Below are 15,481 nucleotides of genomic sequence, written 5' to 3'. Positions count from 1 at the left end.
GACCGTGGCCTTCAACCGGCCTGGCTGCCCCCGGCCTCCGATGTGGCCCCAGGCTTCCCCTGCCGCAAGTCCAGCGCCAGGAAGTGATGCACCACCGGCTTTTCCGGCCCGATATGAAAGCGCTGGGCTTCGCCCTGCAAGTCGGCATCGGCCTGCGAGACGCGTTGATGCTGGCGCAGATGCTCTGCCCACGATTCCACCAGGAACCATTCCTGCACGCGCTCGGGTTCGCCGGTGTGCTCGGCCACGCCCCAGGCATAGGCGCCATCGCGCCGCCGTTCTTCCGCCACTGACTTGAGCGCGGCCAGGAACGCGGGGCGGTCCTGCACGCGGATGCGGTATTCGATCTGCACCATGACCGGTCCGCGATCGTGTTCCACCGGTGTGTCCAGCAGCGGTTCGGGCCAATGGTTGGACGGGTCCAGATTCGCTTCGCCCTGCGGCAAGCGCATGCGGTGCAGCAGCACCCCCGCCACCAGCAGGCCCGCCGCGCCGGCCAGCAAGGTGGCCGGCACGCCGATCTCTTGCGCCAGCAGGCCCCAACCCAGGCTGCCCGCCGCCATGGCGCCGTTGAAAACCATCAGGTAGATGGCCAACCCACGGCCGCGCACCCAGTTCGGCAGGATGGCCTGCGCGACGCCGTTGAACGTTGTCAGCGCCACGATCCAGCCCATGCCCAGCAGCAACAGCAGCAGCACGGCGGCCCATTGCGGCGGCGCGAACGACAGCGCGGCCATCACGGCGGCGGCCACGACGGCGGCGGCCAGCACCAGGCCATCGGTGTTCAGGCGTGCGCGCAGACGCGGCAACACCACCGCGCCCAGGATCGCGCCCACGCCCACCGCGCCCAGCAGCACGCCATAGAAGCCGGCGCTGCCGCCCAACATGCGGCGCGCCACCAGCGGCAGCAACGCCCAGACCGAGCTGGCAAAGATGAAGAACACGGCCGCGCGCAGCAACACCACGTGCAGCTCGCGGCTGGCGCGCGCAAAGCGCACGCCCGCGCGGAAGGCGCCGAAGAACTGTTCCGACAAGCCGTCGTCCACTTTCTTGGGCCGCTTCCACCAGATCAGCGCGCCGATCACGAACACGTAGCTGAGCACGTCCGCGCCATAGGCGGCCGCCGCACCGAACGCGGCCAGCAGCAATCCGCCCACGGCCGGGCCCAACGCGCGGGCGATGTTGATGCCCAGCGAGTTCAAGCCCACGGCGGTTTTCAGTTCGGCCTTGGGGACCAGTTCGGGCACGATGGCTTGCCAGGTGGGGCCCATCAGCGCCGTGCCCACGCCGCCCAGGAAGGTCAGGGCGATCAAGGTTTCGACGGTCAGCGTGTTGGTCTTGGCCATCATCAGCAGGGTGAAGCTGACGCAGGCCAGCAGTACCTGGATGATGATCAGAAAGCGCCGCCGGTCCAGGATGTCGGACAGCACGCCGGCCGGAATGGCCAGCAGGAACACCGGCAAGGTGGCCGCCGTCTGCATCATGGCGACGGCGGCGGGGTTGGTGGACAGGTCGGTAACCAGCCACGCGCTGGCCACGTCGCGCATGAAACTGCCGATGTTGCCCAGGATGGTGGCGCCCCACAGCACGGCGAACAGCGTGTGCTTCAAGGGCGCCATGCCGCTCACGGCGGCGGCGGGCGGGGGGGTGCGATCAGGTCCGGCCATGCAGGCGCTCCGTCAGGTCATGCCAGGCGACCAGGACGAATGCCCCGGCCAGCCCCAAGTGTTCATAGAACGCGTTCATTGTCATGAAGCGCGCGTCGGCGGGCGCTTGCCAGTAGCGGTTGGCCATCAGCGCCGCCACGGCGGTGAACAGCGCCAACGCCAGCGCGCCCAGCCAGCGCAGCCGCCCGGACAGGATCAGGGCGCTGGCGCCCAGTTCCAGCACGATAACGGCGACGGCGGCCGGCGCGGCAGGTTGCAGGCCAAAATGCGCCATCTCGGCCTGCGCGCCCGCAAAGTCCAGCAGCTTGACCAGCCCGCCCTGGATATAGGCGCCGCAAAGCGCCAGCAGGGCCAGCCAGCGCACCGCCTTCGAGGTCAGCGGACGGGGCACGGTCATACCGCCCAGCACGCGCAACCCAGCGCGCCCCAAAAGCCTTTCAGGTCCGACACCGGCAGCTTGCTGGCCCAGGCGCCCGCATGCTGGTGGCCGTGCACATTGCAGTCGTTCGCGCAGGCGCAGCCGGCGGCCGCTTCGCGCAGCGAGGTCTGCAAGGGCTTGCCTTCGGTGTCTGCCCAGGCGCCGTAGCCGCCGAACAGGCGCGTGGGCGACCAGTCGGGCATGGCGGGCGGGGGGGCCGCGTCGTCATGCGTCGAGAATTCGCCCGCGCCCCACACCACCTTGCCGCCCACCACAGTCAGCAGGCTGCTGGTGTCGGCGATATCGGATTCCGGGCACGCGAAGAAGTCGCGATCGGGCACCACCAGGTCAGCCAATTGGCCCACGGCGATGCGGCCTTTCTTGCCTTGTTCGTTCGAGAACCAGGTGACGTTCTCCGTCCACATGCGCAGCGCGGCGTCGCGGTCCAGGCAGTTGCGTTGCGGCGTCAGGCGCATGCCGCCCACGGTCTTGCCGGTGATCAGCCAGGACAGCGACACCCACGGGTTGTAGGACGCGACGCGCGTGGCGTCGGTGCCGGCCGACACGTTGACGCCTTTCTCCAGCATGCGCTTGACGGGCGGGGTGGCCTCGGCCGCGCCGGCGCCGTAGCGTTCAACAAAATACTCGCCCTGGTAGGCCATGCGATGCTGCACGGCCACGCCGCCGCCCAGCGCCGCGATGCGGTCGATGGACTTTTCGGAAATGGTTTCCGCGTGGTCAAAGAACCAGTTCAGCCCGGCCAGCGGCACGTCGCGGTTGACGCGTTCAAACACATCCAGCGATCGGCTGATGGTTTCGTCATAGGTGGCGTGCATGCGCCATGGCCAGCGGTTCTGCGCCAGGATGCGCACCACTTCTTCCAGTTCGCCTTCCATCTCGGGCCCCATCTCGGGACGCGGCTGGCGGAAGTCTTCGAAGTCGGCGGCCGAGAACACCAGCATTTCACCCGCGCCGTTATGGCGGAAGTAGTCGGTGCCTTGCTTGTATTGCGACGTGGCCGTCCAGTTCAGGAAGTCTTCTTTTTCCTGCTTGGGCTTTTGCGTGAACAGGTTGTAGGCCAGGCGGATCGTCAGCTGGTTGGCGTCGGCCAATTGCTGAATCACCTGGTAGTCCTCGGGGTAATTCTGAAAACCGCCGCCCGCGTCGATGGCGCCGGTGACGCCCAGGCGGTTCAGTTCGCGCATGAAGTGGCGCGTGGAGTTGACCTGGTATTCCAGCGGCAGCTTGGGGCCCTTGGCCAAGGTGGCGTACAGGATCGACGCGTTGGGCTTGGCCAGCAGCAGGCCGGTGGGGTTGCCGGCGGCATCGCGCACGATTTCGCCGCCCGGCGGGGCGGGCGTGGTCTTGTCGTAGCCCACCGCGCGCAAGGCGGCCGCGTTCAGCAGCGCGCGGTCGTACAGGTGCAGGATGAACACGGGCGTATCGGGCGCCACGGCGTTTAGTTCCTCGATGGTGGGCAGGCGTTTTTCGGCAAACTGGTGCTCGGTGAAGCCTCCCACCACGCGCACCCACTGCGGGGCGGGGGTAATGGCGACCTGGCGGCGCAGCATGGCCATGGCGTCGGACAGGCTGCGCACGCCGTCCCAGCGCAATTCCATGTTGTAGTTCAGGCCACCGCGGATGATGTGCAGGTGGTTGTCGATCAGGCCCGGCAGCACGCCGCGCCCGTTCAGCGCGATGACCTTCGTCGCGGGACCGGCCAGCGGCAGGATGTCGGCGGCGGCGCCCACGCGCGTGAAGCGGCCTTCGCGGATGGCGACGGCGTCGGCCACGGGGTTGGCCGGGTCCAGCGTGGTGAAGCGGCCCTGGTGCAGGATCAAATCGGGGGCTTGGGTGTCAACCATGGCGCTTGTCTCCACATGCATCGGCGGTTGTTTCAGAGGGGGCGGACGCCTTGGGGCAACTGGGCAGCTCGCCGAACATATGCGGCTTGACCTGCTCGTGCAGCCAGGACGTGCGCGTGGCCGGTTCAGCCATCATGCGCTTGACCAGCGGGGGAATCTGTTCGCCGGCCAGGATGCCCAGAAGGCCTACCAATGCAATGACCGGTGGCGCGGGCGAGCGCACGTTGAACAGCGCATAGATCACGCCGACCAACAGGCCAAGCGCCAGCGAAACAAGGTAGACCTTCATGGGCAGCTCCTATCAGGCTTCGTGCGCGTTGAACATGGACTTGGCGTAGATGATGCCCAGGCCATAGGCGCCGCCAAACTTCTTGGCGATGCCGGTGGTCATTTCGTAGCTGTCGGTGCGCGCCCAGTCACGCTGCATTTCCAAGAGGTATTGCAGCGCGGTGATCGGCTGGCCGCCGGCTTGCACGATGCGTTCGATAGCGCGGTTGTGCGCTTCCACGGACACGTCGCCGCAAGCGTCGGTGATGACATAGACTTCAAAGCCTTGGTCCAGCGCCGACAGGGCCGGGCCGACGATGCACACGCTGGTCCACAAGCCGGCCAGCACGATGCGCTTCTTGCCGATTTCGTTGACCTGCTTGATGACGGCGGCGTCTTCCCAGGTGTTCATGGACGTGCGGTCCAGCAGGGCCTGGCCGGGGAACGGCGCGGTGACTTCGTCGAACATCGGGCCCGAAAAGCTTTTTTCGGCAACGGTGGTCAGGATGGTGGACGCCTTGAAACCGGCGGCGGCGTGCGCGACCAGCGCGGCGTTGTTGCGCAGCGTGATGGCGTCGATGGAATGGGTGGCGAACGCCATCTGCGACTGGAAGTCGATCATGATCAGCGTGTGGTCCTGCGGGGACAACAGCTTGGCGCCGGGCTTGGCGAAGGCGGTAACGGACATGGTGTGGCTCCTTGGGATGCCGTTTGGAAACCCCCGCAATGTGCCTGCGTTACGTAGCGATGTATTGAACGATTGTCCGGCGCTTTGAAGATTGTGGCTGCCCACGGCCCTGCGGGGCGGCGTTCCGGCGTTCCGGCGTCCCGGCGTTCCGACTTCCCGACTTCCCCGCGCCCCGGTGCGAGAGCCCTGTTGTGCGCGGAACAATTTTGCAATGGCTTGTAAAAAAGACGCGCGGCGGCTCTGCGGCCATCGCACCGGTTTGGTGCCTGGCGCCGGATATCGGGCATGGCCGCGCGTCAAAGCGTGCGCCGGCGCCGCGTGCGGGGCGGGTTTCAAGGGCGTCGGGGCGCTGCGCGGGCGCGCGGAACGCGGCTTTCCCGCTGGCACACATGTTGCTTGGTCATTGCATGGTTATGGCTTTTTCATTGTTTTTGCATTGCTTTTTCATCGCACGCACAGGGCATGCGCATGACCTGTTCAACGCTTGCGTATTGCTGATTCATTTCATTGGCTTGTTGCTACTATCGACCGTCGTGCCCCGCCGGTAAATAGCGAACGGGCAGGGTGCGCCGCCCAGACGTGACCAGCGTGACCGCAGTGTGGAGATTTTCATGAAGCATCTCATCAAGCACGTGACCCGCTACCGCTATGCCGCCCCGGTCAACTACACCATCCAGACGCTGCGGCTGACGCCCCGGCGCGACGACCATCAACATGCCTTGCGATGGCAGATCCAGACCCCGGGCGAAATTCAGCCGCAGGTGGACGCGTATGGCAACGTCACGCACACGCTGACGCTGCACCGCACCCATAGCGAAATCGAGATCCATGCCGTGGGGCAGGTCGACATCCATCCGCTGGCGCAGGGCCGCGTGGGCGATGAAGACGAACGCCTGCCCGTCTACATCTATGGCGTGCCCACCGCGCTGACCCAATGCGACGATTCCATCCGCGCGTTCTGCCGGCGTGTGGTGCCGCGCGGCGTGCACAGCGCGGACGACGTGCTGATGCTTAGCGCCGCCATCCGCGAACACGTGGCGGTTCAACCCGGGCTGGGCGGCCCCGCCATGACCGCCCCGCAAGTGCTGGCCGCGCGGCGCGGCGGCAGCCAGGACCAGACCCATCTGCTGTTGGCGTGCGTGCGTGCCCTGGGCACGCCGGGCCGCTTTGTCAGCGGCTATTGGCACGAAGCCGGCGACGACGCCGCCAGCCACGGGTGGGCCGATGTCTGGCTGGCCGGGCACGGCTGGGTCAGCGTGGACGTGAGCCACGCCGCGTTTGCTTCCGACGGCCATTGCCGCCTGGCCGTTGGCCGCGACTACGAATCTGCCTCGCCCGTGCGCTGGCTGCACGGCGCGGCGGCCACGCTGTCGATGGACGTATCGGTACAGGTGCAGGTGCAATCAAGCCACTGATTCCTTTGATCTTCCATTTGCCCCCGCGTTTGCCCCTCGCGCCCCCATAATCCAAGACGGCCACCGCCGACCCGGAGAAGGCTTTGACGATCCACGTAGCGCTCAAGCACGTCACGCAATACAACTATGACCGTCTGGTCAGCCTTTCCGCCCAGGTGCTGCGCCTGCGGCCCGCGCCGCACAGCCGCACGCCCATCCTGTCGTACTCCCTGACGGTGGAGCCGGCCGAGCACTTCCTGAACTGGCAGCAGGACCCGTTCGCCAATTACCTGGCGCGGCTGAATTTTCCGAACAAAACGCGCGAATTCAAGATCACCGTGGACCTGGTCGCCGAAATGGCCGTCTACAACCCCTTTGACTTCTTTCTGGAACCCGACGCCGAGGAATTCCCCTTTACCTACGACGACGGGCTGGCGCGCGAACTGGCGCCATACCTGATCCGCGACGAGGCCACGCCCCGGTTCGCGGAATTCTTGTCGCGCGTGGACAAGCGGCCGCAGCGCACCGTGGATTTCCTGGTGGGGTTGAACCAGCAGGTGCACAAAGAAATCAGCTACCTGATCCGCATGGAGCCCGGCGTGCAAACGCCGGAAGAAACGCTGGCGCGGGCGGCGGGATCGTGCCGCGATTCGGGTTGGCTGCTGGTGCAGGCGCTGCGCCACCTGGGGTTGGCGGCGCGTTTCGTGTCGGGCTACCTGATCCAGCTCAAGCCCGACGTGCGCGCGCTGGACGGCCCCAGCGGCGCGCAGACCGACTTTACCGATCTGCACGCGTGGTGCGAAGTCTATCTGCCGGGCGCCGGCTGGATCGGGCTGGACCCCACGTCCGGCCTGCTGGCGGGCGAAGGCCATATCCCGCTGGCCGCCACGCCCGAACCCGGCAGCGCCGCGCCGGTGACGGGCGCGGTCGACGAGGCCGAGGTGGAATTCACGCACACCATGTCGGTCACGCGGGTGTTCGAATCGCCGCGCGTCACCAAGCCGTATAGCGACGAGCAGTGGCGCGCCATCCTGGACCTGGGCGACAAGATCGATGACCGGCTGGACCACATGGACGTGCGCCTGACGATGGGGGGCGAGCCCACCTTCGTCTCGGTGTCCGACCGCGAAGGCGCGGAATGGAATACCGCCGCGCTGGGCCCCACCAAGCGCGGCTATGCGCTGGAACTCTTGAACCGCCTGCGCACGCGCTACGGCGGCAACGGCTTTGTGCACCTGGGGCAGGGCAAGTGGTATCCGGGCGAACAATTGCCGCGCTGGGCGCTATCGATCTATTGGCGCGCCGATGGCCAGCCGTGTTGGGACGACCCCACGCTGTTCGCCGACGAACGCCAACGCAGCGCGTACACGGTGGCGGACGCCAAGCGCTTCGTCATGCGGCTGTGCGAGCGGCTTGAGGTGGACGCGCGCCACGTCGTGCCGGGGTATGAAGACGTCTTCTACTACCTGTGGCGCGAGCGCCGGCTGCCGGCCAACGTGGACCCGTTCGATTCCCGGCTGGACGATGAAATGGAACGCGCGCGCCTGCGCCGCGTGTTCGAGCAGAAGCTGGACAGCATCGTCGGCTATGCGTTGCCGATCCAGGCGGGCGAGGGCGGGCCGTGGGTGTCCGGCCCCTGGTTCTTGCGCGACGAACGCATGTACCTGTTTCCCGGCGATTCGCCGATGGGCCTGCGCCTGCCGCTGGATTCGCTGCCCTGGGCGGCCGAGGCCGATGCGCCGGTGCTGACCGAGCGCGACCCCTTCGATGCGCGCCGTTCGCTGCCGGGGCCGTCGCAGCTGCTGGCGCAGAGCCGGCGTATGGGGGCATCCGCAACGCCGGACGCCCACCCGCCCGCCAAGTTCGAATCCGCCGCCAACCTGACCCGCACCGCAATGTGCGTGGAAACGCGCAACGGCATCCTGTATGTGTTCATGCCGCCCTTGCCGCGCCTGGAAGATTACCTGGCGCTGGTGGCGCAGGTGGAAGGCACGGCGCGCGATCTGGGCGTGAAGATTGTGCTGGAAGGCTACCCGCCGCCGCGCGATCCCCGCCTGAAGGTGCTGGCGGTGACGCCCGACCCCGGCGTCATCGAAGTCAACATCCACCCGGCCGCCAATTGGGCCGAACTGGTCGACCACACGGAATTCCTGTACGAAACCGCCTTCGAGACCCGGCTGTCCACCGAAAAATTCATGGCCGACGGCCGCCACACCGGCACCGGCGGCGGCAACCACTTCGTGCTGGGCGGCGCCACGCCGGCCGATAGCCCCTTTCTGCGCCGCCCCGACGTGCTGGCCAGCCTGTTGGCGTACTGGGTCAACCATCCGTCTTTGTCGTACTTGTTTTCCGGGCTGTTCATCGGCCCCACCAGCCAGGCGCCGCGCATCGACGAGGCGCGCAACGACCAGGTTTACGAGCTGGAGCTGGCTTTTCAGGAAATCCACCGGCGCTGCGCCGAACAGGGCGAGCAGGTGCCGCCCTGGATGATCGACCGCGCGCTGCGCAATATCCTGGTCGACGTGACCGGCAATACGCACCGCTCGGAATTCTGCATCGACAAGCTGTATTCGCCCGACAGCGCCACCGGCCGCCTGGGCCTGCTGGAACTGCGCGCCTTTGAAATGCCGCCGCATGCGCGCATGAGCCTGGCCCAGCAGCTGCTGCTGCGCGGCCTGGTGGCGCATTTCTGGAAAACGCCCTATACCGCGCGCCTGACGCGCTGGGGCACCGAGCTGCATGACCGCTTCCTGCTGCCCACCTTTGTGAAGATGGATTTCGAGGACGTGCTGGCGGATCTTAACGAGGCGGGTTACGGCTTTGACCCTGCCTGGTTCGCACCGCATTTCGAGTTCCGCTTCCCGCTGTTCGGGGACGTGGCGGCGCGCGGCATCCATCTGGAACTGCGCGGCGCGCTGGAACCCTGGCACGTAATGGGCGAAGAGGGCTCGTCCGCGGGCACGGTGCGTTACGTGGATTCGTCGTTGGAACGGGTGGAAATCCGGGTATCGGGCTTGAACGACAACCGCTATGTTGTCACGGTCAATGGCCGCGCGCTGCCCTTGCAGCCGACCGGCCGGGTAGGCGAGTACGTGGCGGGGGTGCGCTACAAGGCCTGGTCGCCGCCGTCGGCGCTGCACCCGACGATACCGGTGCATGTGCCCTTGACGGTGGACATTGTCGACACCTGGAATCAACGCTCATTGGGGGGCTGCAAATATCATGTCGCGCATCCGGGCGGGCTGAATCCGGAATCGTTCCCGGTCAATTCCTACGAGGCCGAGAGCCGGCGCCTGGCCCGGTTCGAGAAAATCGGGCACACGCCGGGCCGCATGGACGTGGCGCCGGCGCAAGTGGGCCGTGAATTTCCGTTCTCCCTGGATTTAAGGCACGATTGACCCCTTGTTGGAATTTGAACCTCGGCGCCCCCGTCGCCTCTTGAAGCCCCATGCCGCAATTTCTTTTTCAGACCGATCCGTCGCAGGATGTCGCATCCCTGGCGGTTCATGCGGCGCTGCCCGCGCGGCCTGGGCACTATGACGAACTGCGCGCGCCGCCCGATGCGTCGGGCGCGACGCAGCTGCGCGAACCGTGGCCCCAATTCCTCGAGCTCCTGGGCACCAGCGGCTTTGCCGACCTGGACCGGCGCGTGGACGGGGTGGCGCGGCAAATCCGCGAAAACGGCATCACCTACAACATCTACGCCGAAGCCAACGGGTCGACTCGGCCATGGTCGCTGGACCTGCTGCCCTTTGTCATCAACGACACCGACTGGGCGGCCATCGAACAGGGGGTGTGCCAGCGCGCCAGCCTGTTGAACCGCGTGCTGGCCGATGTCTACGGCCCGCAAACCCTGCTGGCCGACAAGCTGATTCCGCCCGCGCTGGTGTTCGGCCATCCCGGTTATCTGCGGCCCTTGCGCGGCTACCAGCCGCCGGGCGGCACGTATCTGCACATTGCCGCGTTCGACCTGGCGCGCGCCAGCGATGGCGGCTGGTGGGTGGTGTCGCAACGCACACAAGCGCCATCCGGGCTGGGCTATCTGCTGGAAAACCGGCTGACCATTTCGGGCATGTTCCCCGAGGCGTTCAAGCAGTTGCGCGTGCAGCATCTGGCCACCAGCTACCGGCGGCTGATGGACATGCTGTACAAGCTGAGCCCGGGCGGGCTGCCCGCGCACACGCCGCCGCGCATCGTGCTGCTGACCCCGGGGCCGTACAACGAAACCTATTTCGAGCAGACCTACCTGGCGCGCTATCTGGGCGTGACGCTGGTCGAAGGCGGCGACCTTGTCGTGCGCGACAAGATGCTTTACTTGAAAACGCTGCACGGGCTGGAACGCGTGCACGCGGTGCTGCGCCGCCTGGACGACGATTTTTGCGACCCGCTTGAACTGCGTTCCGATTCCACGCTGGGCGTGCCGGGGCTGTTGCAGGTGATGCGCGCCGGCAACGTGCTGGTGGCCAATTCGCTGGGCGCGAGCTTCCTGGAGTCGCCCGCCATCAACGGCTTTTTGCCCGCCATCAGCCGCCGCCTGTTCGATGCCGATCTGCTGTTGCCGTCGCTGCCTTCGTGGTGGTGCGGCGAGGCCGCCGCGCGCGAACAGGCGTTGGCGAACCTGCCGGGCATGGTCATCAAATCCACCTACCCCAGCAATATGCGGGGCGGTTTCGAGCCGGTCATCGGGCGCGCCGTGCCGCCGTCCGACACCGCCGCGCTGCATGCGCGCATCGCCGACAACCCCGACGCCTACACCGTCCAGGAATATCTGCCCCTGTCGCAGGCGCCCAGCTGGAGTTCGGGCCACATCGTGCCGCGCGCGGCGATGCTGCGCGTCTTCGTCATCGCCGATGGCGAGGGCGGCTGGAACGTCCTGCCGGGCGGCCTGACGCGCATCGCCAGCCGCGAACAGCAGATTGTGTCGATGCAGCGCGGCGGCAGCAGCATGGACACGTGGGTGACCACGCGCGGCGCGGTGGACACATTTTCAATGCTGCCCGTGCAGTTGCGGCTGGAAGACATCGCCCCCGCGCATCGTCCCGTGTCCAGCCGCGCCGCCGAAAACCTGTTCTGGATGGGGCGCTACACCGAACGCGCGGAAAACGATGTACGCCTGGCCACGGTGGCGCTGACCTGGCTGAACAGCGATGAAGACAATGCCGGCGAACTGTTTGCCGCCGTCGACACGCTGTGCCGGCGCAGCGGGCTGGTGCCTGCCGCGCCCACCTTGTCGGCGCGCATGTTCGAATCCACGCTGGTGGCCCAACTGGTCAGCGACGAGGCGCAAGGCGGGGTGGCGCGCAACCTGGGGGCGCTGGCGTTTGCCGCCGGCCAGATCCGTGACCGCCTGTCGCCCGAGCATTGGCGGCTGGTGGTGACGGCGCATGAATGGTTCATGCGCATGGCGTCGGCGGGCAGGGGGCGCGATACCGCCGCGCCGCTTTCTGCCGCCGTTTCTGCCCCCGTTTCTGCGTCCGTTTCTGCCCCCGTTTCTCCGTCCATCTCTGCGTCCATCTCTGCGTCCATCTCTGCGACCATTTCCGCGCCGGACGTCCTGCGCGGCCTGCGTAGCCTGGGCATGCAGCTGTCGGCCATCACCGGCTCGCAAACCGACCGCATGACGCGCGACGACGGCTGGCGCCTGTTGACCATCGGCCGGCAGATCGAACGTCTGGCCGCCATGGCCGGTCTGCTGGGCGAGCTGTTCCGCCGCAACGCAGTGCTGGGCGATAGCGGCTTCAACATGCTGCTGGACCTGTTTGACAGCAAGATCACGTATCGCGCCTATTACCCGGGGCGCCAGGAAGTGCCCGCGCTGCTGAACCTGCTGGTGCAAGAGCCCGCCAACCCGCGTTCACTGGCCTGTGTGCTGAGCGTGCTGCGCAAAGAGCTGGCGCGGCTGCCCGATACCGTCGCGGGGCCGGGCAAGGATCTGGTGAACCTGCTGCCGTCGGAAGGGGTGGGCGTATCGTTGGCGGACCTTTGCCTACAGACCCAGGGCCTGTACGCGGGCGTGCTGACCTTGTGCGCGCAGCTGGAATTGGCCGCCAGCAGCTTGTCCAACGAGATCAGCCTGCGATATTTCAGCCATGCGGCCGGTCATGACCAAACGCTTACCGCGTAATTTCCGAGGCATGCCGACATGAATGGGGTGACGCTGATCGTCGATCACGAAACCGCGTATCGCTACGATTCGCCGGTGGAACTGGCCCACCATCTGGGTTATCTGCGCCCGTTACACGACGCGTGGCAGGTGCTTGAGGCCTACGCGCTGGAGGTGACTCCCGTGCCGCCCGGCATCACCGAGGCCGTGGACGGCTTTGGCAACACGCGCTGCACCTTTGCGCTCTACGCGCCGCACGAGGCACTGACGGTGCGCGCCACCAGCCGCGTCACCGTCCATCCGCGCTTTGACGCGTTGGACGAAACACAGGGTTTGCCGTGGGAAGCCGCGGCGCAGCGCCTGCGCTACGACCCGGCCTTGCCCTACGCGCCCGAAGTCGAATTCACCTTCGCTTCTCCCTATGTTCCGCTGCATGCCGAGCTTCGGGCATACGGCTTGCTGTCGTTCACCCCGGGTCGCCCCGTGGCCGAGGCGGCGATGGAGCTAATGCACCGTATCCACGCGGATTTCACCTACCGGCCCGCGCACACCCAGGTGTCCACGCCGGTACTTGACGCGTTCCAGGAACGTATCGGCGTCTGCCAGGATTTTGCGCACGTGATGATCGGCTGCCTGCGCGCCCTGGGCTTGCCGGCGCGCTACGTCAGTGGCTACCTGATGTCGCAACCGCCGCCAGGCAAACCGCGCCTGATCGGCGCCGACGCCTCGCACGCCTGGGTGTCGGTGCACTGCGCGGGGGTGGACGTCAATGGGGGTTGGATCGATCTGGATCCCACCAACGACGTGGTGCCGGGCACGGCGCATGTGGCGCTGGCGTATGGCCGCGACTACGGTGACGTTACGCCGTTGCGCGGCGTGATCCGGGGCGGCGGCCATGAATTGAATGTGCGCGTAACCGTCGCGCCCATAGACGAGTTTCCGACAGGGACTGATGCATGAGCTATTTCTTCGACGCGATCAACCGCCAACTGCGCGCCCCGAAACGCCAGCGCGTGCGGCATGCGCGCGCGAAGGCTTTTCAGTGCGTGTGCGGACAGCCCGTTTTCTTCAGCAATACCGAATGCCTGAACTGCCACCGGCAATTGGGTTTTGACCCGAAGCGCGGCCACGTGATCGCGCTGGACGATGCCCCCGGCGGCATCCTGCGCGAATCGGGCAAGGTGCGCGGCAAGACGTACAAGCGCTGCGGCAACTTTAGCCTGCCGGCGCTGTGCAACTGGCTGGTGCCCGCGCAGTCGCCCGACACGCTATGCCTGGCCTGTAACCTGAACCGCACCATCCCCGATCTTTCCGTACCGGAGAACGGCCCGCTGTGGTTCAAGGTGGAAGCCGCCAAGCGCCAGATGATCGCCCAGGTGATGACGCTGGGTTTGCCCATCCGGCGCTCGGTGGCGCCTGACGACGGCGGCCTGGCGTTCGACCTGCTGGCGCCCGTCGATGACGGCACCCCCTTGCTGACCGGCCACGCGCAGGGGCTCATCACCATCAACATCCGCGAGGCAGACGACGCCTACCGGGTGAAGGTGCGTGAAGACATGCACGAGCCGTACCGCACGCTGCTGGGCCATTTTCGCCACGAGATCGGCCATTACTACTGGGACCAGCTGATTGCACCCGGCCCCTGGCTGGAACCGTTTCGGCAAGTTTTCGGCGACGAACGCGCCGACTACGGCGAGGCCCTGCAACGCAACTACGAACAAGGCCCGCCCGCCGATTGGGAACTGCACTACATCAGCACCTACGCGTCGTGCCACCCATGGGAAGACTGGGCCGAAACCTGGGCGCATTACCTGCACATGATGGACACGCTGGATACCGCCATCAGCTTCGGCGTTACGCGCACCGCCGTCGAACAATCCTACGAGCCCTTTACCAAAGAAGCCCTGTACGATCCGGAAGACCCCGACGGCCAAGCGTTCCTGGACCTGGTCAACGCCTGGGTCGCCCTGACCGGCGTCCTGAACGAGCTGGCCCGCAGCATGGGCCAACGCGACTTCTACCCCTTCGTCCTGCCCGCAGACGTGATCGGCAAGCTTCAGTTCGTGCACCGGGTAGTGAAGGGCGCTTCGGCGGGGTGAGAAGCGGTGGGCGCGGAAAATAAGCGGCAAATGAAGCGGCAACTCAACCGGCAAAAAACATGGCCCGCCTGCTGGCTCTGGACTCAATGAAAGCCAAGATCAGCGCGGTCGTGCAGGTGGAAACCTCGCATGGCCGTTTGCGGAAAGGTGCCGCCTTGCCGATCTTGCTGCCCGCCCTGTATGGCGGGGTGGATGACGCCCCGTGACCGGACTGCACCAAGCGCTACGCCTGCCCGACTGGGTGTGCATGGCGTCCATGCCCGTTGCCCAGGCGGCGGAGCACTTGCTTGCCGCCGTGGGCGATGAGGCCTTGGCGTGGCGCCAGGCAACCGGGGCGATGAGCCCCGGGCGGCGCGCCGAGTTCGTGGCGGGCCGGGTGTGTGCATGGCGGGCATTACTTGAGGCGAGGGCGAAGGAGGCGAGAGCGAAGGAGGCGGGGGAGAAGGAAGCGGGGGCGAAGGACGCGGGGGCGAAGGACACAGGGGCGAAGGACACAGGGGCGACGGTTCGGGGGCCGGTGTTGCCCGTGCACGAGCGGCTGCCGGTGTGGCCGGCGGGGTGGTTGGGCAGCATCAGCCATAGCGGGGCGTGGGCGGTTGCGGCGGTCGCTTCGGCAGCGCGGTGCCAGGCGTTGGGGCTGGACTTGCAGGATCTGATCGCCCCGCAAACCGTGGCCGACGTGCAGCCGCTGGTGGCGACCGAGCGCGAACTTGCCCGCATGGCGGCGCAGTGGGATCGCCCCCATGCGCTGACCTTATTGTTTTCCGCCAAGGAAGCGCTGTACAAGGCGCTGTATCCGCGCCTGCGCAGGTTCCAGGATTTTGATGCCGCCGAATTGACGGCAATAAGCGCAAGCAGGGCCGAAGTGACGCTGACCCTGACCCGCGATTGGGATGACGTCGCTTGGCGGGCCGGGCAGGCGGTAAGCGTGCGCTACGCGTGGGTGGCCGATGGGGTGCTGACGGCCTGCTGCGTGGCGG

At 66.7% G+C, this 15,481-nt stretch carries 11 protein-coding genes and 1 pseudogene; 7 read left to right on the top strand and 5 right to left on the bottom strand.

All coding sequences use genetic code 11. The annotated features are described in order from the left end of the window. Window positions 1-11 precede the first annotated feature (11 nt). Genes KYT87_RS14805 through KYT87_RS14785 form a run of 5 tightly spaced genes read right to left on the bottom strand, consistent with a single transcriptional unit; the run spans window position 12 to window position 4,905 of the window. Entirely contained in the window at window positions 12-1,667 is a 1,656-nt protein-coding gene (locus KYT87_RS14805) for an MFS transporter (RefSeq protein WP_219990205.1), read from the bottom strand. Continuing rightward, the gene (locus KYT87_RS14800) at window positions 1,654-2,064 is read right to left on the bottom strand and encodes a DoxX family protein (protein ID WP_046807082.1); all 411 of its coding nucleotides are present in this window, start codon (window positions 2,062-2,064) and stop codon (window positions 1,654-1,656) included. Before KYT87_RS14800 ends, KYT87_RS14805 begins: the two co-directional genes overlap by 14 nt. Beyond that, window positions 2,061-3,950: an amidohydrolase gene (locus tag KYT87_RS14795; protein ID WP_219990204.1), complete on the bottom strand. Its 1,890-nt coding sequence runs from the start codon at window positions 3,948-3,950 to the stop codon at window positions 2,061-2,063. The genes KYT87_RS14800 and KYT87_RS14795 overlap by 4 nt, the downstream gene beginning before the upstream one ends. Continuing rightward, a complete protein-coding gene (locus KYT87_RS14790) occupies window positions 3,943-4,239 on the bottom strand; it encodes a XapX domain-containing protein (RefSeq protein WP_046807071.1) in 297 nt (98 codons plus the stop codon). Before KYT87_RS14790 ends, KYT87_RS14795 begins: the two co-directional genes overlap by 8 nt. A 12-nt stretch (window positions 4,240-4,251) precedes the next feature. Next, window positions 4,252-4,905 carry a hydrolase gene (locus KYT87_RS14785; protein ID WP_046807072.1) on the bottom strand — a complete coding sequence of 218 codons (654 nt, stop codon included), beginning with the start codon at window positions 4,903-4,905 and terminating at the stop codon, window positions 4,252-4,254. Between the two features lie 611 nt (window positions 4,906-5,516). Here KYT87_RS14785 and KYT87_RS14780 point away from each other — a divergent pair. The 7 genes and pseudogenes from KYT87_RS14780 to KYT87_RS29820 form a co-directional block, all read left to right on the top strand. After that, on the top strand, window positions 5,517-6,320 hold the full coding sequence (locus tag KYT87_RS14780; protein WP_046807073.1) for a transglutaminase family protein: 804 nt from the start codon (window positions 5,517-5,519) through the stop codon (window positions 6,318-6,320). 83 nt (window positions 6,321-6,403) lie between these two features. Continuing rightward, window positions 6,404-9,697, top strand: coding sequence for a DUF2126 domain-containing protein (locus tag KYT87_RS14775; RefSeq protein ID WP_219990203.1), 3,294 nt, complete (start codon window positions 6,404-6,406; stop codon window positions 9,695-9,697). A gap of 50 nt (window positions 9,698-9,747) precedes the next feature. Then, window positions 9,748-12,423 (top strand): circularly permuted type 2 ATP-grasp protein, encoded by a 2,676-nt coding sequence (locus tag KYT87_RS14770; RefSeq protein ID WP_219990202.1) that lies wholly within the window; start codon window positions 9,748-9,750, stop codon window positions 12,421-12,423. 18 nt (window positions 12,424-12,441) lie between these two features. Then, complete coding sequence (locus tag KYT87_RS14765) at window positions 12,442-13,362, top strand: transglutaminase family protein (protein WP_219990201.1); 921 nt, start codon at window positions 12,442-12,444, stop codon at window positions 13,360-13,362. Continuing rightward, the gene (locus tag KYT87_RS14760; protein ID WP_046807077.1) at window positions 13,359-14,501 is read left to right on the top strand and encodes a putative zinc-binding metallopeptidase; all 1,143 of its coding nucleotides are present in this window, start codon (window positions 13,359-13,361) and stop codon (window positions 14,499-14,501) included. The genes KYT87_RS14765 and KYT87_RS14760 overlap by 4 nt, the downstream gene beginning before the upstream one ends. A 59-nt stretch (window positions 14,502-14,560) precedes the next feature. Beyond that, window positions 14,561-14,707, top strand: coding sequence for a hypothetical protein (locus tag KYT87_RS14755; RefSeq protein WP_162941133.1), 147 nt, complete (start codon window positions 14,561-14,563; stop codon window positions 14,705-14,707). A 41-nt stretch (window positions 14,708-14,748) separates the two neighbouring features. Continuing rightward, a pseudogene (locus tag KYT87_RS29820) lies at window positions 14,749-15,360 on the top strand (4'-phosphopantetheinyl transferase); the annotation flags it as partial. Window positions 15,361-15,481 lie beyond the last annotated feature (121 nt).

Source organism: Achromobacter sp. ES-001 (assembly GCF_019448355.1).
Taxonomy (GTDB): domain Bacteria; phylum Pseudomonadota; class Gammaproteobacteria; order Burkholderiales; family Burkholderiaceae_B; genus Achromobacter; species Achromobacter spanius_B.
Note: the sequence above shows the minus strand (reverse complement) of the source record. Positions and strands in the feature narration are given on the sequence as shown.

What these genes read in the sequence shown, in the direction of transcription:
- KYT87_RS14770 (WP_219990202.1), top strand. Translation starts at nt 9,748, where the DNA reads ATGCCGCAATTTCTTTTTCAGACCGATCCGTCGCAGGATGTCGCATCC.
- KYT87_RS14785 (WP_046807072.1), bottom strand. Translation starts at nt 4,905, where the DNA reads ATGTCCGTTACCGCCTTCGCCAAGCCCGGCGCCAAGCTGTTGTCCCCG.
- KYT87_RS14755 (WP_162941133.1), top strand. Translation starts at nt 14,561, where the DNA reads ATGGCCCGCCTGCTGGCTCTGGACTCAATGAAAGCCAAGATCAGCGCG.
- KYT87_RS14780 (WP_046807073.1), top strand. Translation starts at nt 5,517, where the DNA reads ATGAAGCATCTCATCAAGCACGTGACCCGCTACCGCTATGCCGCCCCG.
- KYT87_RS14760 (WP_046807077.1), top strand. Translation starts at nt 13,359, where the DNA reads ATGAGCTATTTCTTCGACGCGATCAACCGCCAACTGCGCGCCCCGAAA.
- KYT87_RS14790 (WP_046807071.1), bottom strand. Translation starts at nt 4,239, where the DNA reads ATGAAGGTCTACCTTGTTTCGCTGGCGCTTGGCCTGTTGGTCGGCGTG.
- KYT87_RS14800 (WP_046807082.1), bottom strand. Translation starts at nt 2,064, where the DNA reads ATGACCGTGCCCCGTCCGCTGACCTCGAAGGCGGTGCGCTGGCTGGCC.
- KYT87_RS14795 (WP_219990204.1), bottom strand. Translation starts at nt 3,950, where the DNA reads ATGGTTGACACCCAAGCCCCCGATTTGATCCTGCACCAGGGCCGCTTC.
- KYT87_RS14805 (WP_219990205.1), bottom strand. Translation starts at nt 1,667, where the DNA reads ATGGCCGGACCTGATCGCACCCCCCCGCCCGCCGCCGCCGTGAGCGGC.
- KYT87_RS14765 (WP_219990201.1), top strand. Translation starts at nt 12,442, where the DNA reads ATGAATGGGGTGACGCTGATCGTCGATCACGAAACCGCGTATCGCTAC.